This is a genomic window from Cyanobium gracile PCC 6307 (assembly GCF_000316515.1).
Classification (GTDB): Bacteria; Cyanobacteriota; Cyanobacteriia; order PCC-6307; family Cyanobiaceae; genus Cyanobium; species Cyanobium gracile.
The window spans coordinates 2534272-2558834 of the sequence record NC_019675.1 but is presented as its reverse complement, the minus strand read 5'-3'; the positions used below and the strand labels follow the sequence as shown (position 1 = coordinate 2558834).

The window sequence follows — 24563 nt, the reverse complement described above, 5'->3', positions numbered from 1 at the left end:
ACTAACGCTCAAGACCATCGGCGGACAGTGGCCTTACCCAAGGATCAAGAACCGTTAACCCCTTGTGCTGAATCTTGATGCTAGCCATCAGCGCATTTAATCCGCAGCATTTCACATGCGCCTCTCTGGAACTCGTCGTTCACCCGCTGAATCGATACGTTATGCCCAGCTGTACGCAGCAACTCGACACTCGCTTCCAGATAGGGCGAACGCGTACCGCCCAATGCAAGAAGTGGAAACACCCTGGCTTCTTTGGCAACTCGACATAGCTCAAGCAGTGAGGCATGATGAAACTCTTCGTCCATGCCTGGTGTCAACTACGTAGGCGGCCCGCCTATCTAATCGTCGCCGAGCAGTCCACCAGAAGAACACAAGTAGGCGTCGCGTCTCTGGCGAAGTCGAAACGAGCCTGCTATGGCCAATTCAATGGCCCTAGATTCCGATCGCTCAAATCATGATGTTCTCGTGCTTTCCTACTGCAGCAGCATCTCAATGGGCTCCGGTCGATGGATCAGATACCCTTGAGCAAAGTCCACTCCGATCTGCCGCAGTCGATCCAGCACGCTGGGCTGCTCAACACATTCGGCGATCGTCTTCACGCCGATCACCTTGGCCACATCCGCGAAGCAGCGCACGGCGGCCTCGTCCAGCGGGTCCTGCGTGAGCTCCCGGATGAACTGGCCGTCGATCTTCAAGTAGTCCACAGGGAGGGACTTCAGGTAGCCAAAGGAAGATGCTCCTGCGCCGAAGTCATCGAGCGCCACTTTTATGCCGATTGCCCGCACGGCCGCGATGAAGATCGCGGCGTCGGCAAGGTTCGTGACCGTTGTAGTCTCGGTGATCTCTAGGCAAAGCCGGGTGCACACCTCTGCTCCGGCATGGACGAGCATGTCCTTAGCCCATGCATGGAAGGCGCGGTCTCCCACGGACTGTCCCGAGAGATTGACGCTCAGTGTGTCGATCATGCTGATGTCCGGCAAGGCCTTCATCCAGTTCACTGCGTGACGAAGCACCCAGCGATCCACGCGCGACACGAGATGGAAGCGTTCCGCCGCCGGCAAGAAGGCACCTGGCTGGGTCAGGCTGCCGTCTTTATTCTTCATTCGCAGCAGGATCTCCGCATGCAGACCATGGAGCGCTTGCTGCAGGCCTTGCATGCGCTGCGCGAAGAGGACAAATCCATCATCATCCAAGGCGTGCTCAATGCGTGATGTCCACTGCATCTCGAACTGGCGGGCACGTATAGCCACGTCGCTCTCGACCCAAGCGTGCACGCGGTGGGCTTCCCCCGATTCTGAGGACAAGTCGACAAGGGTCACGCCATGACCACCAGACTGTCCATCGATGACCAACCCAACCAAGACTCGGCGCCGATTCACGGCGCAGCAGAAGGTGGAGGCCGTGGAGCTCTGCCTGCAGGAGGGCCTCTCCTGCAATGCCGTGGCCCAGCGGCTTGGCCTTCCCTCCAGCAGCCTCGCTCGCTGGGTGAGGCAGGCCCGCATGGATCGCGGCCAGGCCGGACCCAGGGACCAGGGCCTGCTCAGCAGTGAGGAGCGCGCTGAACTCAGCCGGCTCCGCAAGGAGAACCGCGAGCTCAGGAGGGAGAAGGATTTTTTCAGGCTGGCGGCAGCGCACTTTGCCAAGGAGCAGCTGCCGCCGAGAGGTTTCGCCTGATCGACCAGCTCGCTGATCAGCATTCCATCTCCTGGCTGTGCCGGCAACTGGGCGTGGCCCGCAGTGGGTTCTACGCCTGGCGGCAGCGGCACGAGGCGCCGGGAAAGCGAGCGGCTGAGAACGCCCGACTCACCGCTGAGATCCAGGCGGTGTTCGGCGAGCACCGGGGCTTCTACGGCTCGCCTCGGATCCACCAGGAACTGCGCGCAGCCGGCCACCCGGTGGGACGCCACCGTGTCGCTCGGCTCATGCGTCGTGCCGATCTGCGGGCCAGGACCCGAAAGGCGTTCCGGCCCTGCAGCAGGGCCAGCAGCGGAGCCGCTGGGGTGGCGGAGAACCTGCTGCAGCAGGACTTCCAGCCCCCGGCCCCGAACCGCTGCTGGGCCGGCGACATCACCTACATCCGCACCAGCGCCGGCTGGCGATACCTGGCGGTGTGGATCGATCTGTTCAGTCGCCGTGTGGTGGGTTGGACGCTGAATCAACGCATGGATGCCGCCCTGGTGATCGAGGCCCTCAACCGGGCCCTCGGCCACCGGCAGGTGGAGCCGGAGCAGCTGCTGATCCACACGGATCAGGGCAGCCAGTACCGGGCCAGCGACTACCGCGACCGGCTGGCCAAACACGGGATCCTCTGCAGCATGTCCGCCAAGGGATGCTGCTGGGACAACGCGGTGGTGGAGAGCTTCTTCTCCACCCTCAAATTGGAACTGGACCTCGATGACGATCGGGCAGTCCTAATTTCACCGCAGCAGCTGCAGCGCGATCTGGCCTTCTGGATCGAGGGCTACTACAACCGCGAGCGCCGCCATTCAACGGTCGGTTACCTGAGCCCGATCGACTACGAGCAGCGGTTCATCGCTGCATCTACACTCACCTTTGTGACCCCCTGATCGCTGTCCACGAAATCGGGGGAACCCCACGGTTGCGCCCAGCCTCCTTGGCGGCATAGCACGAGGTGTCCGCCGCCTGCTGGATGGCGGCGATGCTGGCCCAGCGCTCGTCGACAGGTACCACTCCGATGCTCACGCCAATGCGAAACCTGCGGTCGCCATGGATGAACCGAAAGTCATCCATACGGTTGCAGATCTTCTGGGCCACCTGTGCGGCCTGGTAGGACGTGCAATGCCTGAGGATAACAGCGAACTCATCTCCGCCTAGCCGTGCCAGCGTGTCGCGCGCCCGCACGGTCTCGCCGAACAACTTGCCCACCTGCTGCAGCAGCTGATCGCCGATGGCGTGGCCGCAGGCGTCGTTGACGAGCTTGAACTGATCCAAGTCGATGTAGAGCAAGGCATGCTCGCTCCGCTCTTCATGGGCATGGCGCAAGACCCGCAGCAGTCTGGTTTCGAACTCCGCCCGATTGACCAAGCCGGTCAGCAGATCGTGCGTGGCGCGGTAGGTCATCTCACCGGACATGCGCCGCTGTTCCGAGACGTCGTGGAACACCAGCACGACGCCCAGAATCTCGCCGCTTGCATTGCGGATTGGCGCTGCGGAGTCCTCGATGCCAAACTCCGTGCCGTCCCGCGAGATCAACAGCGTGTGGTTGGCCAGACCGACGACCTTTTCCTGTTCTAAGCAAGTGGCGACCGGATTATCAGTAACAGCGCGGGTCTCTTCGTTGACGATGTTGAAGACCTGAGTGAGGGGGCGTCCTTTGGCCTCGCTGGCCAGCCAACCGATCATCCGCTCGGCGACAGGATTCAGCCAGGTCACGTTGGCTGCGGCGTCGGTCGTGATGACCGCGTCACCGATCGATTGCATGGTGACGCGCAGCAGCTCGTGTTGGTGGGCCAGCGCGTCCTGAGCCTGACGACGCTCAGTGATGTCTTGAACCGTACCTCTGAGCCGGTACACCTTGCCCTCTTCATTGCGCAGAGCTTCCCCTCGGGCCTCCAGCCAGCCCTCGCGGCCGTCCGGGCGCACGAACGCCAGATCTAACTGGTACGGCTCGCCGGTATCCAGCGCCTTTCCTACAGCCTTTTGCAGGCGAGCGTAGCTGTCGGACTGATAGAGGCCGGCCTGTTCCGCGAACGACGGCGTGCCTCGAGCCGGGTCACATCCCAGAATGTTGAAGAGCTCAGCCGACCAATCGACGTGGTCACCGGCCACCTGCCATGTCCAGCTGCCGATGGCTCCCAGCTTCTGGGCTCGGTCCAGCTCCTCAGCGCTCGTCAACAGCAGATCATGAACGCGCGCGCGATCTGCCATCTCGCGGCGCAGTGCTTCTTCGGTGGACTTCAGGCGCGTGACGTCCGTCACGTGGACGAGCAAACCCCGGACCTTGCCATCGGCGACATCGGGTACGTACTGAGTCAGACTGAAGCGAGTGGTGCCTGACGGAGTGGTAATCTTGCGCTCGAACGTTTGTGACTGGCCTTGCAGCGCCGACTCGAGGTAGGGCTTGTTCAGCTCATATAGCGCCGGGCCGAGGAGTTCGCTGATGTGTTTGCCAATCAGCTGATCTGGGTCCGCCCCGAACCAGTCGCGGTAGGCTTGATTGGCGAATCGACAGGTCAGGTCAGCGTTCCAGTAGGCCATCATCGCCGGCGCGTTGTCGACCACAAGACGCAGATAGTTTTCAAGCGCGGAATCAGACTGCGCGGCAGCTACGTGCTCACGCACGGCCAGGCGACCTTCGAGCAACTTGGCTGCCATCGCCGAAAGCTCGCGCAACAAATCCCGCTGTTGATCGGTCAGCTTGCCTGGCTTCCGATCGATGACGCACAGCGTGCCAACCGTCTCGCCGCCACTGAGCCTCAAGGGTGCGCCGGCGTAAAAACGGATGTCGGGCTGGCCGACGACGAGCGGGTTGTCAGCAAAACGGGCGTCCCGCGTCGCATCTTCGACTTCGAGCACATCCGCACCCAGCACCGCATGCGCACAAAAAGCGTGCTCGCGCGGCGTCTGCTCCACACCCGGCAGGCCGACATTGGCCTTGAACCACTGGCGGTCAGTGTCGATCAGGCTGATGAGCGAGATAGGGACACCACAGATCGAAGCGGCGATCTGAACCAGGGCGTCGAACTCGGCTTCGGGTTCGGAGTCGAGGACCTGCAGTCGCTTGAGGGCGATGACGCTACGAACTTCGTCATCTCGGGCGGGTGCGGCCATGGTTGTCCGTGCGCAGTGGTTTCGGCATGAACTGCCCCGCGGTTGAGCGGGCCTTGGCGGCGACTGCCAGCAAAGATGACGCCCCTGCCGCCCATCAGGAGGCCATTACCAACGTAGACGGAGTGATGCCGTTGTCTGGAGGAAGAGGATGGATCCAGACCACCTCCGGCAACCCCAACAGCGGGTGGTTAGACTGCAACGGCGGGGATGTGGCTGGCGGGACTGCTCGCAGACGCGGGCACTGTGGCGGCTTCATTCAACGGCTTCTTCGCAGTGACACTGAGATGGCGTCATAACTCCAATACCGCTCTGGCGGTGCTGGTGGTTCTACCAATCCACGAACGACACCACCCATTCACAGGCCTCTTCCACGCTGCGGAACAACGACTCCGAGTAGGGGTTGTCGTTGCTGACTCTCGGGCTGGAAAAGGATCTGAGCACGGCCAGTTCCTCCAGCCGGCTCTCGAACTTGGCGGCCAGCATGACGTTTCCGTTGTCCGCACATCTTCCCGCTCGGCCACATCCCAGGCCACCACATTTCAGCTCCAGACGTCAATGACCAGATAGAGGAAGAGCCAGACATCACGCACGCTGGTGGGCAGGTAGGTGATGTCCCAGCTCCAGATCTGATTCGGGCCTCTGGCCTCCAGTCGTGGCACCGGGCGAGGCTCTTGGGGCGGCCGGGCCCGCCCGCGACGGTGGACCTGGCCGTTGGCATGGAGCACCCGGTAGAAGCTGCGCTCCGAGCCGATAGACAGACCACGATCGGCCAGGACCGGCACGATCTGCCCAGGCGGCAGAGCCGCGAACTCCGGCTGGTTGCAGGTGAGCAGGATTCGCTGGCGCTCCTCGTCGCTGAGGCGGTGAGACACCAGGCGGTGGTTGTCCTTCCGACGGTCCACGCCGTCCCCTGCACCCGCGAATTGGCACCGCCAGCCCGGCATCAAGGATCTCCAGAGCCTTGCGGCGATCAGCAGGAGAGGTCAATCCCCCGTGTCCTCTCCCCAGTAAGCCTGGATCCTTTTTGAGGCGTACTGCTTCGCAGAAGCCTGCGGCTACAGCAGGGCTGCCGCCTCCGCCGGTGCCTTGTCCTTAAGGCGGAGCTCCTGCTGGAGATGTTTGATCTTGCGCTGATCGGCCTTGTGGCGCTTCTTAAGGACGCTCAGCTCGGCCATCGTCAGCAGCGGCTGTGCATTGGCATCCTGGGCGACCTCGGTGCAGCTCTGGCGGGAGGGAGGCCCCATCCGCCGGCGAACATCAGCCTTGACGGGCTCGCTGGAGGACGCATTGATCGATTCCATCAAGCCCCCTGGTGGTTGAAACGGACGGATTGGAGAGGCGTCATCGTTCCTGCCAGAGGAGGGAATGGATATTCTCTGTTGTTGGTGTGCAGTCTAACACTCCAGATCAGAAGCGGGCAGATCAGATCTGTGGTCGATGAAAACACTCTGCGCGCCCGTCATCTAGATCTGCATGTTAGATGCCGGGAACTATACCTCAGCCGAACTTCTTGTCCTCGACGTGCCGAGCGAACTGCTCCAGGATAGCTTGCCAGCCCTGCCTTTGCTGCTCACCCGAATTAGTTGACTCTGCATCGAAGCTCTCACGAACCGCCACCGACTCATCACTCTCAGTGAACACAACTGATACTAGTCGCTCGTCTGCCAAGGAGAATTCGATGAGTTCATTTTGGACTACCTTCGTGAAGGTGCCTCGGTGACTGCCAGGAAAGATGACGCCCCTGCCGTTGATCAGGCGGCCATGACCAAGGTAGCTGGATCAATGGCGTTTTCTGGACGCGGTGGATTGATCCAGACCACTTTCGGCTGACGCCAGCATCGGGTTCCGCGGCTCCAGCGGCGGGGGTGTCGCTGGCGGGCCTGCTCGTAGAGACGGGCGCGGTGACGACAGAGTTCAACGGCCTGACCGCTGTGGCGCTGATCAGGCGTCACGAACCGGATGGAACTGTGGCGGTGCCTGTGGTTGTACCAGGCCACGAATGCACAGGCCCAGCTGCAGGCCTCTTCCTGGCTGCGGAAGGGACGCCTGGGGTAGTCCGGTCGGTACTTGACCGTGCGGAACAGCGACTCCGAGTAGGGGTTGTCGTTACTGACCCTCGGCCTGGAGAAGGATCTGAGCACCCCCAGCTCCTCCAGCCGGCTCTCCAGCGTGGCAGCCCGCATGGCGTTGCCGTTGTCGGCATGGAGGATCAGAGGTTGGGGCCGGCCCTTACTGATCCGCTCCCGTAGGCAGGCCCTGCTCACCAGATCAGCGGCGATCTGGGCCTCCTCCCGCTCGGCGACATCCCAGGCCACCACCTTGCGGCTCCAGACGTCGATCACCAGGTAGAGGTACAGCCAGACGCCACGCACGCTGGTGGGCAGGTACGTGATGTCCCAGCTCCAGACCTGATTGGGCCCTCTGGCCTCCAGCCGCGGCACCGGCCGGGGCCCTTGGGGCGGCCGGGCACGGCCACGGCGATGGGCCTGGCCATGGTCATGAAGCACGCGGTAGAAGCTGCGCTCAGAGCCGATGTAGATCCCGCGATCGGCAAGGATCGGCACGATCTGCCCCGGTGGCAACGCCGCGAACTCGCTCTGGTTGCAGGTGAGCAGGATCCGCTGGCGCTCCTCGTCACTGAGCCGGTGAGACACCAGGCGGCGACTGCCTTTACGGCCGTCCAGGCCGCCCCCATCACCCACGAACTGCCGCCGCCAGCGCTGCAGCGTGGTGAGCCCCACGCTCAGCAAAGCGGCCACCTCTCGGGCCCGCGCACCGGCCGCCATGGCGGCATCGAGGATCTCCAGGGCCTTACGGCGATCGGCCGCCGCAGTCAATCCCCCTCGTCCTCGCCCCAGTAGGCCTGGATCTTTTTTGAGGCGATCAGCAGTGCCGCCGCCTCCGCCAGGGCCTTGTCCTTGCGGCGCAGCTCCTGCTGGAGCCGTTTGATCTCACGCTGGTCCTCCTGGTGCCGCTTCTGGAGGTCCTTCTGATCGGCCATCGTCAGCAGCGGCTGGGCATTGGCATCCTGGGCTGCCTGACGCCAGCGGTCCACCTGCTCGGGGAACAGGCCCCGCTCGCGGCAGTATCCACCCAGTTCAGTCGCGTTCAGCCCGGCGGTCTCCAGCACCACCGTGAACTTGTCGGCTGGGCCCCAACCCTCGGGGTCCTTCTGGGTGGCCGGCACCACCTCGCCCTGCAACCGCCAGGCCTTCCGCCACTTGTAGAGCGTGATCACGTGGATGCCCAGCTCTGCTGAGATCTGGGCCACGCTCTGCCGGTGCGGTGGACTCATCCGCCTTCTCACATCAGCTTTGACGGCCTCGCTGTAACGGCGCATTGCTCTGCTCCATCAAGCCCCCTGGTGGAAAAAGCGGTCAGGATGGAGAGGCGTCAACTTTCCTGGCAGAGGGGGCCTCCGAAATCAAAGCCCATGCTGCCGTCTTTGGCTTCCATGCGGTATGAGAACTTTCCACCCGCCCTCAGGTCGATCTCTGCACTTGGGCAATGCCAATCTTCCGAAGCCGCATTCCACTGCTGAATGTCAGCGGGTGAGGTCCACGCCTTCCAGACTTCATCGATGGGAGCAGCTATGTTGACTTCAATCGTGATCTGCATGATTCTCCTTGGTTTTGACTTTGGCACAAACGCCAAGACAAGCTACGGCAAGTAACTTTGGTGCCTCACCAAGATCGTTTTTTTGCCGTTGGCTTCCTCGATGATTCAGCTTCGATCGCTGCTCAACTATTGTCAATAATCGATCATGTTAACGCTCCTCACCCCTGTGCTTTGTGGATCGATCTCATTTTCGGTGTTTCAACAAGTACAGAGATCACGAGTGAACTGAGCCCAAAGAGCTTGATAAATGCGCTTGCCGCGTGTGAATACTCCCATTGGTTACGATAGCGTGTCCAATCATCTGGAACGGGATTCGTCAACCATCTGCCGAATTCCTCATTCATTGGCGCGACAAACATTATCCAGCTCGCAAATGCCAATAGCAACAGAATCGCTCCGACCAACGTCCAGTAGAAAGTAGAACCGCGCCCACGAACAAGGAATATCAACACAATTGCCGTCATAATTGCTGTAATTTCAAAAGCTGCGCCGACTGTGCCAAACAACCGATAAACATTTTCAATAACTGTCACTCTAACCCAAAGTTGCTGATCAAACTGCATTCTTTGCGGTAGCTCCAGCAAATGTGCCATAGACAAGCTGAGGCTGAGCGAAGTCAGAATAAGTGCTATGAATCGCCACGCTCGTATGAGCATTGTTTTTCTTTGCCTCGCAACAGATGTCACAGTAGCCTATCCAACATGTGCACTGAAATGCTGAGCGACTACCCAATGGCATCATTAATTAACAGATATACTTAGAATCCCCAACCAGTCATTTCCTGAAATTCCTCTCTTTTGGTGGTTCCTTCCAGTAATTTGAGCGGCCTAGGGTACTGTAGCGGGTTCGGTATTCACACCTTCTGGAACTTTCCTGACAACCTAAGCACCCTGAGTGTGTCGGGCCGCTGGTCGAAACAGCAGCCATCGCAAGGGATCCGCGAGGCAGCAATTGCATCTTAGGAGTCTTATGCAGTAAGAGAACTTTCTACTAGGGCTCAGGTCGATCTCTGCACTTGGGCAATGCCAGTCTTCCGAAGCCGCATTCCACTGCTGAATGTAAGCAGGTGAGGTGCATGCTTTCCACACTTCTTCGTTGGGAGCAGCAACGTGGACTTCAATCGTCATTCGCATGATTCTCCTTGGTTATGAAGTGCATCTAAAGCCCATCATCACCCGCCCGAATTGATGATGGCGGATAATCAGCACTGTCTTTGAGCGGTTCGGGTGAATGATGTTGTTAGACAGATTGATATTTGGGCTATCTAGCAAAGTCTCGCCTTCTTCTCTGATTAGCGTTCAACTTCTGAATATCTAGAGCCTCGCGGTAGCATGGGTGAGGTGGGTGCCTTTTATTGGACAGATGCGGCCCCTGACATCGTTAGCCTCGGACGGGAGGAACGGGATTCGGCATCAGTGTAGACCTCATGGGGAGTTCTGCCTCCCAGGGAGCTATGGGGCCTTACATGGCAGTACCTCCACAGGAAGCGGGCCAGGCTGATCTCCGCCTCCCAGCCATCGCTGTAGGCACGCAGATACACTTCCTCATACTTGACGGTGCGCCACAGCCTCTCCACCAGGATGTTGTCAAAACAGCGCTTTCTTCCTGACCAGCTGATCTGTATCTCCTCATCCTTGAGTCGTTGAACGAAGGCTGAGGAGGTGAATTGACAGCCTTGGTCGGAATGGAAGATCTGTGGCTTGCGGCCGCTCGCCAGTGCCATCGCCAGGGCCTCCAAACAGAACTCCGTGTCAAGGCTGTTGGAGAGTCTCCAGGCGAGCACGTGCCTGGAGAACAGGTCCACAATCGCCACCAAGTACAGGAAGCCCTTCCGCAGTGGGATGTAGGTGATATCTGTCGCCCAGACCTGATCTGGAGCCGTGAGGAGCTGGAGGTCCACCAGGCAGGGAAAGCGCTCGGATGGTTTACCCGATACCGTGGTGCGGGGTTTCTGATAGATCGCTCGTAAACCCATGCGCTGCATGAGGTTTCGGACACGGTCGCGGGTGATCGGGATGCCGTCTCTGGCCAGGTAATGGACCATCCGCCGGCTGCCCGCGGTGGGATCCTCCAGGTAGAGGGCATCGATCCTCGCCATGATCTGCAGCGTGGAGTCACGGACAGGCACCGGCTGGTAATACAGCGTGGAGCGAGGCAGGCCCAGCAGCTCGCATTGGCGAGTGACCGTGAGATCAGGGTGGCCACGATCGACCAGTTTGCGCAGTTCACGGGCATCAGAGGAGTTGAGACTTTTTTTTCAGCCACTCCAGCTCCATCTGGAGCTTGCCGATCTGCTGGAACAGCTCAGCCTCCTTGGCCTGGCTCTCATCCTTGGCCTGTGTCTTTTTGCCCCGGGTGAACAAGTCGCTGGCACCCTCCAGTAGTTGCTTCTTCCACTGGCTCACCTGGATCGGATGCACCGCGTGGTCGGCGGCGATCTCCTGAAGCGTCTTGCGGCCACTGATCGCCTCCATGGCGACCTTGGCCTTGAACTCGGGGCTATGGGTGCGGCGTTTGCTCATGGGTGGGAGCCCCCTTCAGGGGCGGTGCCCCGCCTCACAGGTTAACGATGGAGCCTGTCCAGAAAAACCAGACCACCTCAGGGTGCACCTCCCAGAGGGAGCCAAAGTCCTTGTTTGTCCGACTTGAGAGAAAGTCTGGCATATCCGCAAAGAAATAGTGTTCGTACCCTTCATCTTCCCGCTCGGTCCTCGCCACGATAAACCCAAGGCGAAACAGAAAATGTGCCAGATCTAGCGCAGACGTTACTTGTCGGCCTTCGATTACGGGGGTTACGTGCGTAGTTACATTGCGCTTGATCCAGTCAATCAACTCATCTCGAGACATTCTTCGTGGAGCTCCTCGAAAACTATTGATTAATTCTTCAACCTCTTTGCACTGGTGCTTATGCTCAACTATTAGATCATCGATTCTCTTCTTGCCATAGTCGCCCCATACTGTATCTATATTGAGCTTGGTGATGAGCTTTTGATTTCGCCTAATTGCATCTGCTTGAGCAAGTTTGCATAGTTGAATTGCCCATCTTGGGCGATGATAGGAAAGGGTATAGATTACTTGGTAGACGGGCTTCTCCTTGTCGCCCCATGCCATCGCGTTGTCAAACGCCTTAGCTATGATTGCCTCTTCTTGATGCACTGTTGAAGGCTGAAGAGCTGCACTATCTTGATGGATATGGTTCTGCTCAAGGCTTTGGGATTGTATTCGTTTTGCAAGAAGAGAGCGAAACTCAGATTGGCTCCAAGCAATGTCCTTAACATACTGCTCAAACTTGTCTAGTGATTCATCGTACCGCCGAATTAGTGGCCATACATCGGTGCGCATTGTGACGCGAAAACAAATTCCAGTCACTTGAGCTGACAGAGCGCGGCACGCCGAGAAGAATGTACTCAACTCAAGATTCTCCCTTTCGGATCTCTGATATGTTGCATCAAGATCGTCCACCAAGAACCATACCTTCTTTTTGCTGACCCGCTTTAACAGTTCAATCTCATTGGCGGCTGTTTTTTTCTCGGCCTTCAGCTTTGCTGGCAAGAGATTAGAAAGCCGATCAGTGAGACTGGTCACTAAACTTCGCCGTCGAAATCCTTCGATCTCTGCACTTTCAACTAGTGTTATGTCGTCGTCGTTAATGGCAAGGCCAATTTCAGAGCCGATCCTTCGATTGATTAACGCGCATACTCTTGTCTTCCAGTCTTGGATATATTCATTTGGCAAGCTTGGCTGGGAAGTTAGCTTGAAGTTGGAGCGGACAAGATCGCTTCCTTTGCAATTGATGATTATAACCTTGTCCCCATGAACTTCCTCGGTCTTTGCTTCAATCCACTGAATCAGAGCAGATTTTCCCACTCCTTTCTTTGCTGTTGCCATAAGTATCTTCTTCTTCTCGTCAAGAAATTGATGGAAGACAGGTTGCTCGACAAAAAACTCCACCACCTCCGAGGGGAGCACGTCGTCTCCAGCTTCATTGCCAAAGTCAACTTGGCCAAGACTGATTTGGTTGGACGCTGTCATGACTCTGGTACTTCTGGCTTGTATGCCTTGCGGGATATTAGATTGTGACTAAACAATTGTAAAGCACCTCGTCCCTCGCTGAGGAATCTTTTTGGCCTGTCTAACGCCTGCCATCACTTGGCCGCAGAAAGTATGGACCCCATCTGCTGAATGGCATCAGTGTGTCTGAGGGGGCGACTCAGGTGAATGGCATGGTTGGAAAGTGCACCTCGCCCTGAGAGGAAATCTGTCAGGATGGCGAATCGACTCAACGGATAAGTCAACGTCTAGATCAGGCCAATAGAGATGGTCAGCCGTGGATCGAAGAACGCTGATAATCTGCTGAATCGTAGCCGCCTTGAACCAGGGAAACTCGGAATAAGGAAGTGCCAGTTCTTCATCGTCAATCAGAATCCAGATGCAATGGCCAGAAACATTCGTGACCTCAGCTCCCAAAGTGGTCGTTCCAGGCATTGATGATCACCTGTTGGTGTGACTCGACTAACCGTGCAGCATCTTTGACCCTTGAAGAGCTTAGCCCAATGTTGCGGGCGAGTTCAATGGTCGGCTTTAGCCAGAACTTCGCCTCACCATCTGGATGGCTTACATGGATGTGAACTCGGCTTTCCTCGCGCGAGAAGAAGAAATAGCGAAATTCGCCATCCCGGAACACTGATGGTGACAAATGTGCTCCCCGCCATCGGCGCCCGAGCGGGATGAACAGCGAGTCGCGGCGCTCCGCTTGCAGCATCGGTTGGTAAAACGCCATGCGCACGAGCGTCTGGCCGTTCAGCGCGCCGACGAAGAGATGCCCCTTCCACGGCGCGAGCTTGTCGCCGGTGTACCACGCCAGCGTCGACGGGCTGCTCGACGGCGTCCAGTACATGACCGGCATCTCCATGCCGGATAAGTACCAGTGGTTGTCGCTGAGCTCCTTGCGGTTGTAGTTCTTACCGAGAGAGACGAGCGGCCAACCGTAGTTCGAGCCGGCGCGCAGGATATTGATCTCGTCGCCGCCCATCGGGGCGACTTCGGTGGTCCAGAGCTCGTCGGTCTCCGGATGCCAAGCGAAGTCGGTCACGTTGCGCTGGCCGTTCGCGCCCTCGCGAGCGACGAACGGATTGTCGGCGGGAATTCCGCCGTCGTCGCGAATCCGCAAGACCTTGCCGAAGTCGTTATCGAGCTGCTGCGCTAGTAAGGATTCCTTGCGGCCGTCGCGGCCGTCGTGCTCGACGTGATCGTTCACGGTCAGATAAATCATGCCGTCGGGGCCGAAGGCCGCGCGCCCTGCCATCGGCCCGCCGGGGGTCCAGGAATCGGATTCGAAGATCTCGCGCACGTCGAGCAGAGCATCGCCCTCGAGACGCGCGCGGGCCAGCGCGCGAGACGACTCCTCGCCACGCTTCTTGATGTAGTACGCATCGTCGCTTCCTCGCCGTTCGACGATCCGGAGACCGGCAACGACAAGCCGCAGGTGGTCGCGCCCGGCGAAACGATCAACGCGGGCGGCTTAATCATGACGGGCACGAGCCAGGCCTGTGATGAGCGATCGTTAGCAGCGAGCGATCTGCGATGGATGCAGAGCGGCAGCCGGTTCGTGCTGCCGCTCTGCCGAGCGCGGCTCAGAGATCCACGCCGATGCCGAGAATGATCTTGTTCTGCTCCGCTTCTATCAGCGAGCGGTGCGCCTGAAAGAACGCGGAGATGTCGAACGAGCCCGGCTGGAAATGCGTCGACGCTTCGACCAGCGCGGCAGTCAGGCCCGCGGAGAGCCGTCCCGGCTCGACGACCACCCCGGCTCGCAGATCCAGAAAAATCTTTTCGCCTCGCGCAGCGAGGCGCGCTCCGACGGTGCCTGCCAGCATGGCGCGCTGCTCGGCCTGCGAGGAGAACGGCATGTAGATGAGCTCGACGCTGGCCGTCGGAATCAGAATGCGCAGCACGGGATGCTGGAACTCCGCCGTGACACCGTAGCTCAGCACGAACTGCGGTGGCCGATCATCGGAGATCGCAACGCCCGCGCGCAGCTCGCCTGGCACATTCATCGCGAACCGCCCGGGAATGCCGTGGACATTGTCGCGCGCGAAGTTGGCGAATACGTCGGTCGTCTGCATCGCCTGCTGCGCGTCGAGCGCGCGATACACCTGCTCCTCGATGTACACCTCCCGCGGAAGCTGCGGCAGCGGCTGCAAGAGAGCCAAGCCGGCGTTGTGGCCGGCTTCGTGGATCATCGTCACCGCCTGCTCGAGCGTGGATCCCAAGCCGAGTAGCGACTCGAGGAAGAAGGCCGGGCACAGCACGATCGGATGATCACCAGGCCGCGTATAGGCAACCGCCGCGGGAATGACGCCGACGATGGGAATCGCGCGGTTCAACGCGGTGCAGGCGCCTTCCGTATCGAGGCACGAGAAGATGCGCAGCCCCTGGCTCAGGCGATCCTGAATGTGCGTGAAGAGGTCGTGGATGTTTCTGACATGCTCGCGCGCCGTCGTCTTGAAGTGCCACTGCAGCGCTTCGATGGTTTTCGGCGGCAGGTCCTTGATGTCGCGACCGCGGCCGACGGCCTGCGACAGATCTCGTATCGCGGCGCGCACCAGACCCTGTGCCTCGCTCAACGCCGCCGACATCTGCCGGCACTGCGCTTCGGCGCAATTTCCCCCATGCCCGCAGCCACCGGTCTTGGGCGCTTCGGGTTGCGACTGGCGAGTCGGCGACGCCGCCACACCGCGGTCCTCCGCAGTGGTTGCAGTCGCAACGAGTCCGCGATCCTCATCCGAAGTACTGCGCGCTTGTCTGGTGTCCTTTGGGTCAGCCATGAATGGTCATCCTTCCAGTGCTGACTCGATGCTAAACTTGAGTACAAACTGTGGGAAGAACAACTAAAGGGAGATCGTGTCATGGCGCCGCAAGACCCCCGTTCCGCAGCAACCCCATCGGATGGACTGTTTGCGCGCCGTGCCGGTGCAGCCGCGGACGACCAACGCCCCGCCCGGACGCTGCAGCGCAGTCGCGTGCGGCAACGACAGCTCGATGCGCTCTTTGCCTCGCGTGACGAATTTGTTGCAAGCGTAGCGAGCCTGCCCGCAGAGCATTCGGTACGCCGCTCGGTCGAGGAAACGGTGCTCGCCAGCGGGCCGGCATTGAACCGCCTCGCGACGAATGATCCGCAGCTGCCGGCGGCCGGTCTTGCGCTGCAGTACTACGCGCTGGCAGCAGCGCACTACGTCGAGCCGGCCGAAACATTTCCGCAGATACCACCGGCCGCGTCCCTGTGCGACCTGCAGGCGACCGCCGCGCACTACAAGTACGCGGGCGACGATCAGGGACGCCAGCAGGATCAGCTCGACGCGCAACAGGCGTTGACGACGGCGCTGCACTACCTCAGCAACCGCTGGCTCATCCTGACCGGGCGTTCTTTCGCCGACGACCCCGAGCCTTCCGTCGGCACGCTCATGGCGCGCAAGGCACCGGTTCCGTGGCGCACGGCCTGGAGCGCCCAGCTGTACCAGCGCGAAGCCGAGCGCCTAGGGCACGTGCCGTCCGCCGCGCCGCCGCCGGCGAGCAGCAGCAGCTCGATCACCGCGGCTGCCGGCGAAGCCGCCGTCTCCACCGGACAGTGCGACATCGAGCACATCTACGCGCTCGCCGGCGCGCAACCGCCCCGCCAATTGCAGGCAGGCGAGCCGCGCTACACGTTCCCTGGCCGGCTCAACACCAACGAAGACATCTACTACGACTACGCCGTCGTCGTACCGGTCGATGAGTGCGGTCCCTTCCAGGAGGAGCGCACCGACACCGTGCGTGACGTCGAGGCCGCCAGGGTCCTGAGCGGCAAGGCGCTGCAGGTCATTCACTTCCTGACGCAGATGCAGCTCGCGGATGCACTCGGCATGCGCGATCCGGCCCACCGTGCGCAACTCGTGATTGGCGATGTCGAGCTGCTCATCCGCGACATCATGTTCCTGAGTACCGCGGAGAACGCCATCCAGATCGGACAGATGCAACTGCGCATCCGCCAGATGAGCGGGCTGCTGCGCGCCATCGCGCAGACGGAGATTCTGCTGGCGCCGTTGCAGCTGCCCGATCTCGACAATCTGCGCGTGCGCCTGCAGGCGGCGATCAACGCCATGCCGGCAACCCGGGTGCGTCCGGATGAACGCATTAACGATACCCACGATGGCAGTCCGACCGTCAACTATCTGGAGTTTCCCGGGCCGCCGCAGCGCTGGACGGGTGAGGTCCGCAGCTTCGAATACAACTGGATCACCTCGCCGCCCGGGTTCTCCATCGATGACGAAGCCATGGTGCGCCACCTGGGCCCATACCTGGAGTACCTGGGCGGCGACTTCCTCAACCAGCTGAATGCGCTGCTAGCGGTCGCGAACGAAGCCACGCAGGCGCTCATCAAAGTGGCGCAGCCGGGCAACGCCTTCCGCGAAAACTTCAAGGACCTCGCAGCGGAGCTCGTGTACTCGGCGATCTTCGCGCTGTCGGATCTGCTCGACACGATTGCGTCGACGCTGACCGCATTGCCGCGCGAACGTGCCGAGGGTTCCAAGCGCCTCGCGATGCTCGTGGTCTATCGCCAGCATTGGTTCCCTGCAGGCTACGTGCAGGGCAAGCTCGTCGGCTACAAGAACCTCGCGCCGAATCAATCCGAGAAGGTCCTGCGCCGCACGTTCGTCAAGACCACGCGCGAGACCTCCACGGTCGAGGAGTTTGCGAGCACGCGGTCGCAGGAATACAGCCAGACGCAGAAGGAAACCGCGGAGTTCGTCCGCGAGATGTCGGCCAAGTACAACTTGTCCGTCACGGCCAGCGCGAGCTTCGACATCCTGGTAGCCAGCGTGGACGTACAGACGCAGACGGGCTTCGAGCTGGCGACGAACAGCCGCGCGACGCAGAGCCTGCTCGCGGAAGCCGCACTGAAGACCTCGGTCAACTACAACGAAAAACGAGAAGTGAAGGTACGCGAGCAGATCGAGACCGAAGACGTCGTCGAGGTCACGACAGCGATCGAGAATCGCAACCAGGAAATCACCGCGAACTACTTCTACTACCAGCTGCTGCGCTCGTACTCCGTGCGCACCGAGCTGTACGACCTGCGTCCCGTCGTGCTGCGCGCGCGGACGTTGCCGAAGCCGGCGGCGGTCGATGCAAAGTTTCTGTCGGAGCACGCGCATCTGCTGATCCCTGCGCTGCCGGCTCAGCTCGCCGCCGACCTGCAGGCGACCGTGGGCACGAACGACGCCCTTTCGCGCACGTTGATCCGGCGCCGCGCCGAAGCCAATCAGCGCCGTCTCGATCTCGAGACTGCGCGCCAGGAGCCGGTACCGACCGATGCCGAGCAGGCACGGCAGCGTGCCGCGCGCCTCGAAGCGGCAGCCCGACAAGCGGCAGATGCGCGCACCAAGATGTACGAGGCCGAGTCCGAATACCTGACTGCCCAGAGCCGGCTCACGCGCGTGATCGCGCACGTGCGCAACAACCTCTGCCACTACATGCAGTTCATCTGGGGCGGCTCGCCGAGCGTGGACCATCATCGCGTGCTCGCCGAAGAGACGTTCGGCGGTGTGCCGCTGCCCTACCTCACCCGCGGGCTGATGCGCCACGGCTTCTTCGGCAACGAAGAGATGTTCGAGTTCGACGGCACGTCGTACGCGCTCATCGACCTGCTGACGCGCAACCTGCGTTCCGGTGAAGAGTTCCTCGGCCGCTGGCGGGGACAGCTCGATGCATCGCCGACATATGAGCTGCTCGCCACGAAGTTTCATACCGGCCCGGCCGCGAGCCTGCGTGCACGCATCCAGGACCATGTGTTCGTTCGCGATCCTGCCGACTCGACGGTCGTGCTCGATGAGCGCTCGGTGCAGCTCGCGCAGGATGCGCTGGTGGTCGAGACGATTCCTGGGCAAGTGTCACTGTTGGAGGGCTTCAAGCTCGCGCATCGCGTGCTCGACGTGCAGGGGAAGTGCCTGGAAAACGCGCATCTGCGCGAGCGCATCGCCGATCGGCCGTGGCAGGGTCAGGGCGAAGACAGCTACCGCGTCTATCGCCGCGAAGGCCAGGCGTTGCCGAGCGTGGAAGAAGAGCCAGGTGCCGGATCCTAAACCGAGCACCGCCGAGCGCGGCACCGAGGAGCGCGGCACCACCGAGACCTCGACCGCCGCCCGCACGAGCCCGGGGCGCCCCGTCGTTCCCGGCCAGCACGCTCGATTCACGTTTGCAGATCTGGAGCGGGCGCAGGGGCGATTGCGCCTGGCAACCGATTCCCGCTGGTTACCCACACCGCTACGCGAGAATCTGTTCGCCACGATCCGCTACGCGCTCGACCCCGCCAACCGGAACGGCAACATTCCGCTGTCCCAAGCGATCAGCCTGATGGATTTCTATCACGGGCACATGCTGGTGGAGAAACCTGCGCATCGGGTCGACGTGCGCTTCGTGCGGGCACAAGAGCGTGGCGGCGCTTTCATGCAGGAATACCGCGATGCGATTCGCGACGCACTACCCGGGCTGCATGCCGCGTGGAGTCCGCTGAGCGAGCACGTGCTGAACGCGCAGAAGCGTGCCGCCATCCGGCAGGCCGATGCCACGATCGCCCCGAAGCTGCAGGCCCACGTGAGTTGGCTCGTGGAGCAGTTCCCGGATGCGGTCGTCCTCTACCACACCTACGAATGGAAACGACCGCCCGGTGTCACCGTGACGAGCCCGCATCGCTTCATCCTCACGCGGTTGGATGCCCCTGCCCCGCGAACGGATGCGAGCCTCGACGAGTACGACCGCGACTACTTCACGCTACAGCCGATCAATTTTCTCGTGAACCCGCGGGCCGAAGTCTTCGTGCGCGGCGGCATCGACCTGTCGGTCGCGGCACTCGAGCTCTGACTTCATTCAGGCATTCGATACGACCCATCGGTCTTGTCGCGCTTGAAGAGCGACACCGCTGGGCCGGCGCCGGCATCGAGCACCGGATCGACACGCCACTAGTCGAGGATGAGCTTGCGCGCCGCGATGCGCCACGTGCCCTGCCGCTGCTCTATGCGATCCACGTAGCGCACCGCCGTGATGAGATCGCGTAGCGGTCCCTGCGCATCTGCCGGAGAACGATGGCTTGCGAAAGCGTAGTGCTCGGCCCACGCCGTGGTGCAGGTCACCTCAACGAGCTGATTGCCCGTGAAATGCGTAGTTCAAAGTTCACTGACAGGATAGCCCTGCTGCCATGAGCATGAGGGCTTCAGTAGAAGCGACCCAAAACCGTGCCATGCTCAGAATCTGCCTGATTCGGTGCAGCTGTTCGCATCTTTCCAACTTGTTATTCGACGGTTTCCATGAACCACAGCAGGGAATTGCCATTGTCCGAGAACCAAGGCCGACACCACAGATCGATGCCGCTGGAATCAAGTCACTCCAGTGGATTCTAGCTCCCATAGTCCAGGCACCTCCATCGTTCACGGACCCGTTAACCACTTGTCGACTTCACTACAGGACGTCCGCTCGCCCCAGGACGTCACACGGCCCTGGAGTCCCCATTTGCGAAGAGAGCGTCCTGTTTCACTTCAGGGTGCTCTGAGCCTCCTGGGTCCTTCATCCACCGAGGGGGTCCCTCTCACCCGGTGATCGATCACGAATGGTCGATGGTGGTGTCATCGGGCAGATGTCACCCGCGCCAGCGTCTTCTCCAGCTCCACCCGCCACTCCCCCGGGGCGAAGTGGTGCCAGCGGCCGTGGCCGGGCAGCAGCCAGCGCACGTCCAGGTCGAGCAGCCGCTCCACCGAACGCACCTGCTCCTGCCAGTCCCACCAGCAGTAGCGGCGGGAGGCCACCACCCCGGGGGGATCCACGCCCCACCAGAGGTGGTCGCCGCTGAACAGCACCTGGCCGGCGAACAGCACCGCCACCGAGCCGGCGGTGTGGCCCGGCACCGGCAGCACCAGCAGATCGTCGTCGAGCGCGATGGGTTCGGTGCCCTCGAAGCGATGCTCCGCCTCCGGGGCGGCGTCGGCATCGGCGGCATGGATCCAGCGTTCGGCGCCGAAGCGTTCGGCCCAGGCGTCGTGGTCGGCCACGTCGTCGCGGTGGCTGAGCAGGATCTGCTGCAGGCCGCCCAGGGCTTCGATCCGGCGGGCCAGGGCGCCGCTCCAGCGCGGGGAATCGATCAGCACGTTGTGGTGGCGGCCATCGGCGTGGCGCCGGGTGATCAGCCAGCTGCTGGCCCCGAAGCTTTTACGCGACGCCCAGCCGCCGTAGTGCACCTGCCCCGCCGGCAGGCTGCATACCAGGACCGGGAAGCCATCGGCCGGGGTCCGGGCCAGCAGCTCCCTGGTGGTGCCGATCGCCGCCACCGGGCAGGCCTGAAGTGCCAGCAGCGCCGCGCGGGTGTCGCCCTCGCCCTGCGGCTGGGCCCACACGTGCGACGTGCGACCGGTGGGGGCGAAGTGGGCCGGATCGAACTGCCAGCAGGTGCCGCAGTCGATGCAGGTCCGATCCACATAGAAGGGCCCGGGGGTGTTGGCGGCCAGGCGCTGCTGGGGACGGGCCATGGGAAGGTGGCGGCGACGCCCCTAGCCTGATCCCCATGGCCCATGCCCTGGCGCTGCTGGCAAGTGCATCGCGCCGCGAGGCGCTGCTCGACTGGCTCGACCGGCAGTCGCTGGCGGTGGCCGGCTTCCCCCTGCTGGCCAGCGCCGAACTGGCGGCCGCGCTCGGCAGCGACCCGCGCACCGCCCAGCTGCGGGTCACGGCGCTGGCGGCCCTCGCCGAGGGGGGGGACATCCAGGTGGCCGCCGAGGTGCTGGCCGGTGCGGTGGGCCTGGTGGTGGCCTTCCTCGATCCGACGGCACCGGCGGGCACCCCACCCGACGCCGGGCTGCTGATCCGCGCCTGTGATCTGGCCGCCGTGCCCCTGGCCCTCAATGCCGCCACCGCCGAGCTGGCCCTGCGGGGTCTGTCCCACGGCCGTTCGGCCTACCTGCTGTTCAATCCCGTCGCCGGCCAGGGGGATGCCAACGCCGATCTGGCCCTGATCCGCTCGATCCTCGAACCCCAGCTCCGGGTCACCGTGCTGCTCACCCGGGCCGGCACCGACCCGGCCGACCAGTGCCGGGAACTGGTTGAGCTGCTCCAGGCCCGGCCGGCCGACGAGGCGGGCAACGCCATGATCGTGGCCTGCGGTGGCGACGGCACCGTCTCGGCCGTGGCGGGGGCCGTAGCGGGCACCGGCATCCCCCTCGGCGTCCTTCCCCGCGGCACCGCCAACGCCTTCGCCTCGGCACTGTTCATTCCCACCGACCTGGTGGCTGCCTGCGAGACGATCCTGGCCGGCCACACCCACGTCGTGGACGCCGCCCGCTGCAACGACATGCCGATGACCCTGCTGGCCGGGGTCGGCTTCGAGGCCGGGATGGTGGATCGCGCCACCCGGGAACTCAAGACGATGCTGGGCCCGCTCGCCTACGTGCTCGCCGGCGCCCAGCAGCTGGCGTCCCAGCAGCCCTTCCAGGCCCGCGTCGAGATCGACGGCACCGTCACCGAGGTCCAGGCCGCCGCCATCACCGTGGCCAACGTGGCCCCCGCCACCTCCGTGCTGGCCCAGGGCTTCGGGCGGGTGATCCCCGACGACGGCCTGCTGGAGGTGACCATCGCCTCGCCCACCACCCGCCTGCAGGGGCTCAATGCCCTCGCCTCCCTGCTCACCTCCGCCGTGGTGCAGTCGCCCGCCAACCACCCCGACCTCCTGTGCCTGCGGGCCCGCTGCATCACGATCACCACCGACCCGCCCCAGCAGCTGGTGATCGACGGCGAGATGGTCGAGGCGGACCCGGTCACCTTCACCTGCCTGCCCGGCGCCCTGACGGTGTTCGCGCCGCTGCCGCCACCGTGAACGGACGTCCATGAACCTGGCCACCGAGGCGGGCGTCGCCACCAAGATCCGCCGCATGGCCGACCGGGTGCGCTGGGGCCATCCCGTCTTCGCCCGCCACGGCATCGACCCCTGCCGCCTGGCGGTCGCGGGCGATCCGGGCACCCCCGAGGCCTTCTCCTTCCTCGTGCTCGGCGACAGCGGCACCGGGCTGCATCGCCGCGCCACCCCCCAGCGGCGCGTGGCGGAGCAACTGCTCGCCCATGGCGCCGATGCCCGCTTCCTGCTCCACACCGGCGACGTCGTCTACCCGGTGGGCTCCAGCGAGCAGTACCCCGACAACTTCATCCGTCCCTACCGGGAGTGGATCGTCGGCGGCGAGGACTGGCGGGGGCTGCGCTACGACCAGCTCGTCTTCCGGGTGCCGTTCCTGCCGGTGCTCGGCAACCACGACTACTACGACCTGCCCTTGCCGCTGGGGCTGCTGGCCGGCCTCACGGCGCCGCCGCGCCGGCTGCTGCGCCGCTGGATCCAGCTGGATGTGGGCTGGCACGGCTCCTACGTGGGCCAGGCCTGGGCCCGCGCTTTCCTCGATGGTCTGGCTGCCGTGCCCGAGGCCGGGCTGGAGGAGCACCTGGCCCGCACCCGCACCGCCACGGTCGACGGGGCCCGCTGCCTGCTCTACCGCCCCGGCGCCTTCACACGCCTGCCCCATCGCCACTACACCTTCCGCTGGGCCGGCCTCGATGTGTTCGCCCTCGACTCCAACACCTTCAACCAGCCCCTGCCCGCCGGCGACGACGACGGGGAGCTGCGCCGGCGCCGCCAGCAGCTCGACGCCGAGCGCGGCGCCCTGCTGCTCTCCCTCGGTCCCCTCAGCGGCGATGAGGACGCCCGCGACGACCGGGCCGCCAAAGCCCAGCAACTCGACGAGCAGATCCGGGACATCGACAAGCAGCTCGAGAGCGGGCCGCCGGCCGTCGACCAGGAGCAGCTCGACTGGTTCGCCGACGCCCTGATCGCCTCCTGGCGCAACCCGGAGGTGCGGGGCCGGCTGCTGGTGCTGCACCATCCCCCCGTCGTCACCGAAGTCAGCAAGTGGGACCAGGGCCAGACCCTGGCGGTGCGCGCCCGGCTGCGCGGCGTGCTGGATCGCGTCGCCGCCGCCCTCGGCGACCGGCCGGCCGGCCGCCCCCTGATCGATCTGGCCTTCAGCGGCCATGCCCACTGCCTGGAGCTGCTCCACACCGGAGACACCGGCCACGGCGACGCCCACATCCCCTGGCTGATCTGCGGCGGCAGCGGCTACAGCCTGCGCCGCCAGCGGCCGGAGGGGCCCGAGCTGCTGGAGGGTCCGGCGGGCAGCGAGCGGGTCGTGGCCCGCTCCCGCCTGTTCCTCGGCCGCAGCGGCCGGGGCTCCTCCCTGCGTCGCTCCTACTCCGCCCTGCGGGTCGACGTGGCGGCCGGTAGCCCCCTGACGCTCACGCTCACGCCGCTGGTGGCGGAGAAGGCCGAGGGCCGCTGGCGTCACGGGACCCTCGATCCGATCCTGCTGCCAGCGACGGGCTGATCCCGCGCGGGGTCGGTGCGGCGGAGGGGGGGCGCAGCGGATCAGCGGTGTTCGATCAGCTCATCGAGCGGGTAGCGCACCTTGGCCAGGTCGGCGTACTTGTCGGCCGGATCGCGATACCCGGCGGCGCACACCACGGCACTGCGGTAGGGGGTCGTCTCCAGGCCCAGCAGGCGGTCGTAGTCGGGTGGCGAAAAGCCCTCGATCGGACAGGTGTCCACCTGCAGCAGGGCGGCGGCGGTCATGAAATTGCCCAGGGCGATGTACACCTGGTTGCTGGCCCAGGTGGCGATGGCGGCGCTGCGGGGGCCGTCGACCAGATCCTTCTGCATCATCTGCCGGTAGCCCTCCAGCGGCTCCGCCGGCACGCCGCGGGCAGCACTGGTGGCCTCGATCAGCCGGGTGAGATCGGCCAGCTCGATCGTGCGACGCGCCAGGAACACCACCAGGTGCGAGGCCTCGGTGATCTGGGACTGGTTCCAGGAATGGGGCCGCAGTTCGGCCCGCAGGGCCGGATCCTCGATCACCAGGAACCTCCAGGGCTGCAGGCCGTAGGAGGAGGGGGTGAGCACCAGCGCCGCCTCCAGCGCTGCCCAGGTGTCGGCGGGAATGCGGCGGCTGGGGTCGAACTGCTTGGTGGCGTAGCGCCAGCGAAGGGCGTCAAGCAGCTCGGCGAAGCTCAGGGTCATGGCTGGGGAGCGCAGTGACGGA

General features: G+C 63.0%; 24 protein-coding genes and 1 pseudogene. 6 read left to right on the top strand and 19 right to left on the bottom strand.

The annotated features are described in order from the left end of the window. Nucleotides 1-473: 473 nt before the first annotated feature. Nucleotides 474-1319 (bottom strand): EAL domain-containing protein, encoded by an 846-nt coding sequence (locus tag CYAGR_RS12410; RefSeq protein WP_051017140.1) that lies wholly within the window; start codon nt 1317-1319, stop codon nt 474-476. A gap of 25 nt (nt 1320-1344) precedes the next feature. Between CYAGR_RS12410 and CYAGR_RS12405 the strand changes: the two genes are divergently transcribed. Beyond that, nucleotides 1345-1674, top strand: coding sequence for a transposase (locus CYAGR_RS12405; RefSeq protein WP_015109616.1), 330 nt, complete (start codon nt 1345-1347; stop codon nt 1672-1674). Continuing rightward, nucleotides 1671-2567, top strand: coding sequence for an IS3 family transposase (locus tag CYAGR_RS12400; RefSeq protein WP_015109615.1), 897 nt, complete (start codon nt 1671-1673; stop codon nt 2565-2567). Before CYAGR_RS12405 ends, CYAGR_RS12400 begins: the two co-directional genes overlap by 4 nt. On the opposite strand, the gene CYAGR_RS16625 is transcribed toward CYAGR_RS12400, so the two are convergent. The 15 genes and pseudogenes from CYAGR_RS16625 to CYAGR_RS12350 all read right to left on the bottom strand — a co-directional run bounded on the left by CYAGR_RS16625 (nt 2548) and on the right by CYAGR_RS12350 (nt 15047). Next, a complete protein-coding gene (locus CYAGR_RS16625; protein ID WP_015110167.1) occupies nt 2548-4791 on the bottom strand; it encodes a PAS domain-containing protein in 2244 nt (747 codons plus the stop codon). The genes CYAGR_RS12400 and CYAGR_RS16625 overlap by 20 nt on opposite strands. Nucleotides 4792-5118: 327 nt before the next feature. Then, the gene (locus tag CYAGR_RS19260) at nt 5119-5274 is read right to left on the bottom strand and encodes a hypothetical protein (protein ID WP_156818472.1); all 156 of its coding nucleotides are present in this window, start codon (nt 5272-5274) and stop codon (nt 5119-5121) included. 56 nt (nt 5275-5330) lie between these two features. Beyond that, nucleotides 5331-5693 carry a hypothetical protein gene (locus CYAGR_RS19255; protein ID WP_156818471.1) on the bottom strand — a complete coding sequence of 121 codons (363 nt, stop codon included), beginning with the start codon at nt 5691-5693 and terminating at the stop codon, nt 5331-5333. A 153-nt stretch (nt 5694-5846) separates the two neighbouring features. Then, the gene (locus CYAGR_RS19250; protein WP_156818470.1) at nt 5847-6035 is read right to left on the bottom strand and encodes a hypothetical protein; all 189 of its coding nucleotides are present in this window, start codon (nt 6033-6035) and stop codon (nt 5847-5849) included. A gap of 253 nt (nt 6036-6288) precedes the next feature. After that, nucleotides 6289-6459, bottom strand: coding sequence for an SRPBCC family protein (locus CYAGR_RS19640; RefSeq protein ID WP_425386781.1), 171 nt, complete (start codon nt 6457-6459; stop codon nt 6289-6291). Between the two features lie 83 nt (nt 6460-6542). Next, nucleotides 6543-8131 (bottom strand): annotated as a pseudogene (locus tag CYAGR_RS12375) (IS3 family transposase). A gap of 53 nt (nt 8132-8184) precedes the next feature. Next, nucleotides 8185-8409, bottom strand: coding sequence for an SRPBCC domain-containing protein (locus CYAGR_RS17385; protein WP_083891395.1), 225 nt, complete (start codon nt 8407-8409; stop codon nt 8185-8187). Nucleotides 8410-8567: 158 nt separating this feature from the next. Continuing rightward, nucleotides 8568-9002 (bottom strand): hypothetical protein, encoded by a 435-nt coding sequence (locus CYAGR_RS17380; RefSeq protein WP_245552518.1) that lies wholly within the window; start codon nt 9000-9002, stop codon nt 8568-8570. Between the two features lie 288 nt (nt 9003-9290). Then, the gene (locus tag CYAGR_RS19635; RefSeq protein WP_071881594.1) at nt 9291-9536 is read right to left on the bottom strand and encodes an SRPBCC domain-containing protein; all 246 of its coding nucleotides are present in this window, start codon (nt 9534-9536) and stop codon (nt 9291-9293) included. Nucleotides 9537-9760: 224 nt separating this feature from the next. Further along, nucleotides 9761-10624 carry an IS3 family transposase gene (locus CYAGR_RS12365; protein WP_043325253.1) on the bottom strand — a complete coding sequence of 288 codons (864 nt, stop codon included), beginning with the start codon at nt 10622-10624 and terminating at the stop codon, nt 9761-9763. 19 nt (nt 10625-10643) lie between these two features. Beyond that, the gene (locus CYAGR_RS19245) at nt 10644-10931 is read right to left on the bottom strand and encodes an IS3 family transposase (RefSeq protein WP_043325251.1); all 288 of its coding nucleotides are present in this window, start codon (nt 10929-10931) and stop codon (nt 10644-10646) included. 34 nt (nt 10932-10965) lie between these two features. Then, entirely contained in the window at nt 10966-12441 is a 1476-nt protein-coding gene (locus tag CYAGR_RS17370) for a P-loop ATPase, Sll1717 family (protein WP_015110164.1), read from the bottom strand. Between the two features lie 156 nt (nt 12442-12597). Further along, nucleotides 12598-12894 (bottom strand): DUF2442 domain-containing protein, encoded by a 297-nt coding sequence (locus CYAGR_RS17365; RefSeq protein WP_071881593.1) that lies wholly within the window; start codon nt 12892-12894, stop codon nt 12598-12600. Then, nucleotides 12866-13798: a PQQ-dependent sugar dehydrogenase gene (locus tag CYAGR_RS18755; RefSeq protein WP_245552672.1), complete on the bottom strand. Its 933-nt coding sequence runs from the start codon at nt 13796-13798 to the stop codon at nt 12866-12868. The genes CYAGR_RS17365 and CYAGR_RS18755 overlap by 29 nt, the downstream gene beginning before the upstream one ends. A 244-nt stretch (nt 13799-14042) precedes the next feature. Next, on the bottom strand, nt 14043-15047 hold the full coding sequence (locus CYAGR_RS12350; protein ID WP_015110163.1) for a M35 family metallo-endopeptidase: 1005 nt from the start codon (nt 15045-15047) through the stop codon (nt 14043-14045). 270 nt (nt 15048-15317) lie between these two features. Between CYAGR_RS12350 and CYAGR_RS12345 the strand changes: the two genes are divergently transcribed. Together CYAGR_RS12345 and CYAGR_RS12340 are read left to right on the top strand one after the other, a co-directional pair. Next, nucleotides 15318-18530: a hypothetical protein gene (locus tag CYAGR_RS12345; RefSeq protein ID WP_015110162.1), complete on the top strand. Its 3213-nt coding sequence runs from the start codon at nt 15318-15320 to the stop codon at nt 18528-18530. Beyond that, a complete protein-coding gene (locus tag CYAGR_RS12340; RefSeq protein WP_015110161.1) occupies nt 18517-19308 on the top strand; it encodes a hypothetical protein in 792 nt (263 codons plus the stop codon). Before CYAGR_RS12345 ends, CYAGR_RS12340 begins: the two co-directional genes overlap by 14 nt. Nucleotides 19309-19406: 98 nt before the next feature. Here CYAGR_RS12340 and CYAGR_RS17360 read toward each other — a convergent pair whose 3' ends face one another. Then, nucleotides 19407-19577 carry a hypothetical protein gene (locus CYAGR_RS17360; RefSeq protein ID WP_083891392.1) on the bottom strand — a complete coding sequence of 57 codons (171 nt, stop codon included), beginning with the start codon at nt 19575-19577 and terminating at the stop codon, nt 19407-19409. A gap of 489 nt (nt 19578-20066) precedes the next feature. Next, a complete protein-coding gene (locus CYAGR_RS12330; protein WP_015110160.1) occupies nt 20067-20963 on the bottom strand; it encodes an MBL fold metallo-hydrolase in 897 nt (298 codons plus the stop codon). Between the two features lie 35 nt (nt 20964-20998). Between CYAGR_RS12330 and CYAGR_RS12325 the strand changes: the two genes are divergently transcribed. Together CYAGR_RS12325 and CYAGR_RS12320 are read left to right on the top strand one after the other, a co-directional pair. After that, entirely contained in the window at nt 20999-22303 is a 1305-nt protein-coding gene (locus CYAGR_RS12325) for a diacylglycerol kinase family protein (RefSeq protein WP_015110159.1), read from the top strand. Between the two features lie 10 nt (nt 22304-22313). Beyond that, nucleotides 22314-23852 carry a metallophosphoesterase family protein gene (locus CYAGR_RS12320; RefSeq protein WP_015110158.1) on the top strand — a complete coding sequence of 513 codons (1539 nt, stop codon included), beginning with the start codon at nt 22314-22316 and terminating at the stop codon, nt 23850-23852. A 41-nt stretch (nt 23853-23893) separates the two neighbouring features. Here the strand turns inward: CYAGR_RS12320 and CYAGR_RS12315 are convergent, their stop codons facing one another. Next, nucleotides 23894-24541, bottom strand: a complete 648-nt coding sequence (locus tag CYAGR_RS12315; protein ID WP_015110157.1) for an NAD(P)H-dependent oxidoreductase — start codon at nt 24539-24541, stop codon at nt 23894-23896. Nucleotides 24542-24563: the final 22 nt, after the last annotated feature.

Bases quoted from the DNA above. Each gene is read 5' to 3' on its own strand.
- CYAGR_RS12405 (WP_015109616.1), top strand. From the start codon at position 1,345: ATGACCAACCCAACCAAGACTCGGCGCCGATTCACGGCGCAGCAGAAG.
- CYAGR_RS16625 (WP_015110167.1), bottom strand. From the start codon at position 4,791: ATGGCCGCACCCGCCCGAGATGACGAAGTTCGTAGCGTCATCGCCCTC.
- CYAGR_RS19260 (WP_156818472.1), bottom strand. From the start codon at position 5,274: ATGCTGGCCGCCAAGTTCGAGAGCCGGCTGGAGGAACTGGCCGTGCTC.
- CYAGR_RS19250 (WP_156818470.1), bottom strand. From the start codon at position 6,035: ATGGGGCCTCCCTCCCGCCAGAGCTGCACCGAGGTCGCCCAGGATGCC.
- CYAGR_RS17385 (WP_083891395.1), bottom strand. From the start codon at position 8,409: ATGCAGATCACGATTGAAGTCAACATAGCTGCTCCCATCGATGAAGTC.
- CYAGR_RS17380 (WP_245552518.1), bottom strand. From the start codon at position 9,002: ATGGCACATTTGCTGGAGCTACCGCAAAGAATGCAGTTTGATCAGCAA.
- CYAGR_RS19635 (WP_071881594.1), bottom strand. From the start codon at position 9,536: ATGACGATTGAAGTCCACGTTGCTGCTCCCAACGAAGAAGTGTGGAAA.
- CYAGR_RS19245 (WP_043325251.1), bottom strand. From the start codon at position 10,931: ATGAGCAAACGCCGCACCCATAGCCCCGAGTTCAAGGCCAAGGTCGCC.
- CYAGR_RS17370 (WP_015110164.1), bottom strand. From the start codon at position 12,441: ATGACAGCGTCCAACCAAATCAGTCTTGGCCAAGTTGACTTTGGCAAT.
- CYAGR_RS17365 (WP_071881593.1), bottom strand. From the start codon at position 12,894: ATGCCTGGAACGACCACTTTGGGAGCTGAGGTCACGAATGTTTCTGGC.
- CYAGR_RS12350 (WP_015110163.1), bottom strand. From the start codon at position 15,047: ATGTCGGCGGCGTTGAGCGAGGCACAGGGTCTGGTGCGCGCCGCGATA.
- CYAGR_RS12345 (WP_015110162.1), top strand. From the start codon at position 15,318: ATGGCGCCGCAAGACCCCCGTTCCGCAGCAACCCCATCGGATGGACTG.
- CYAGR_RS12330 (WP_015110160.1), bottom strand. From the start codon at position 20,963: ATGGCCCGTCCCCAGCAGCGCCTGGCCGCCAACACCCCCGGGCCCTTC.
- CYAGR_RS12325 (WP_015110159.1), top strand. From the start codon at position 20,999: ATGGCCCATGCCCTGGCGCTGCTGGCAAGTGCATCGCGCCGCGAGGCG.
- CYAGR_RS12320 (WP_015110158.1), top strand. From the start codon at position 22,314: ATGAACCTGGCCACCGAGGCGGGCGTCGCCACCAAGATCCGCCGCATG.
- CYAGR_RS12315 (WP_015110157.1), bottom strand. From the start codon at position 24,541: ATGACCCTGAGCTTCGCCGAGCTGCTTGACGCCCTTCGCTGGCGCTAC.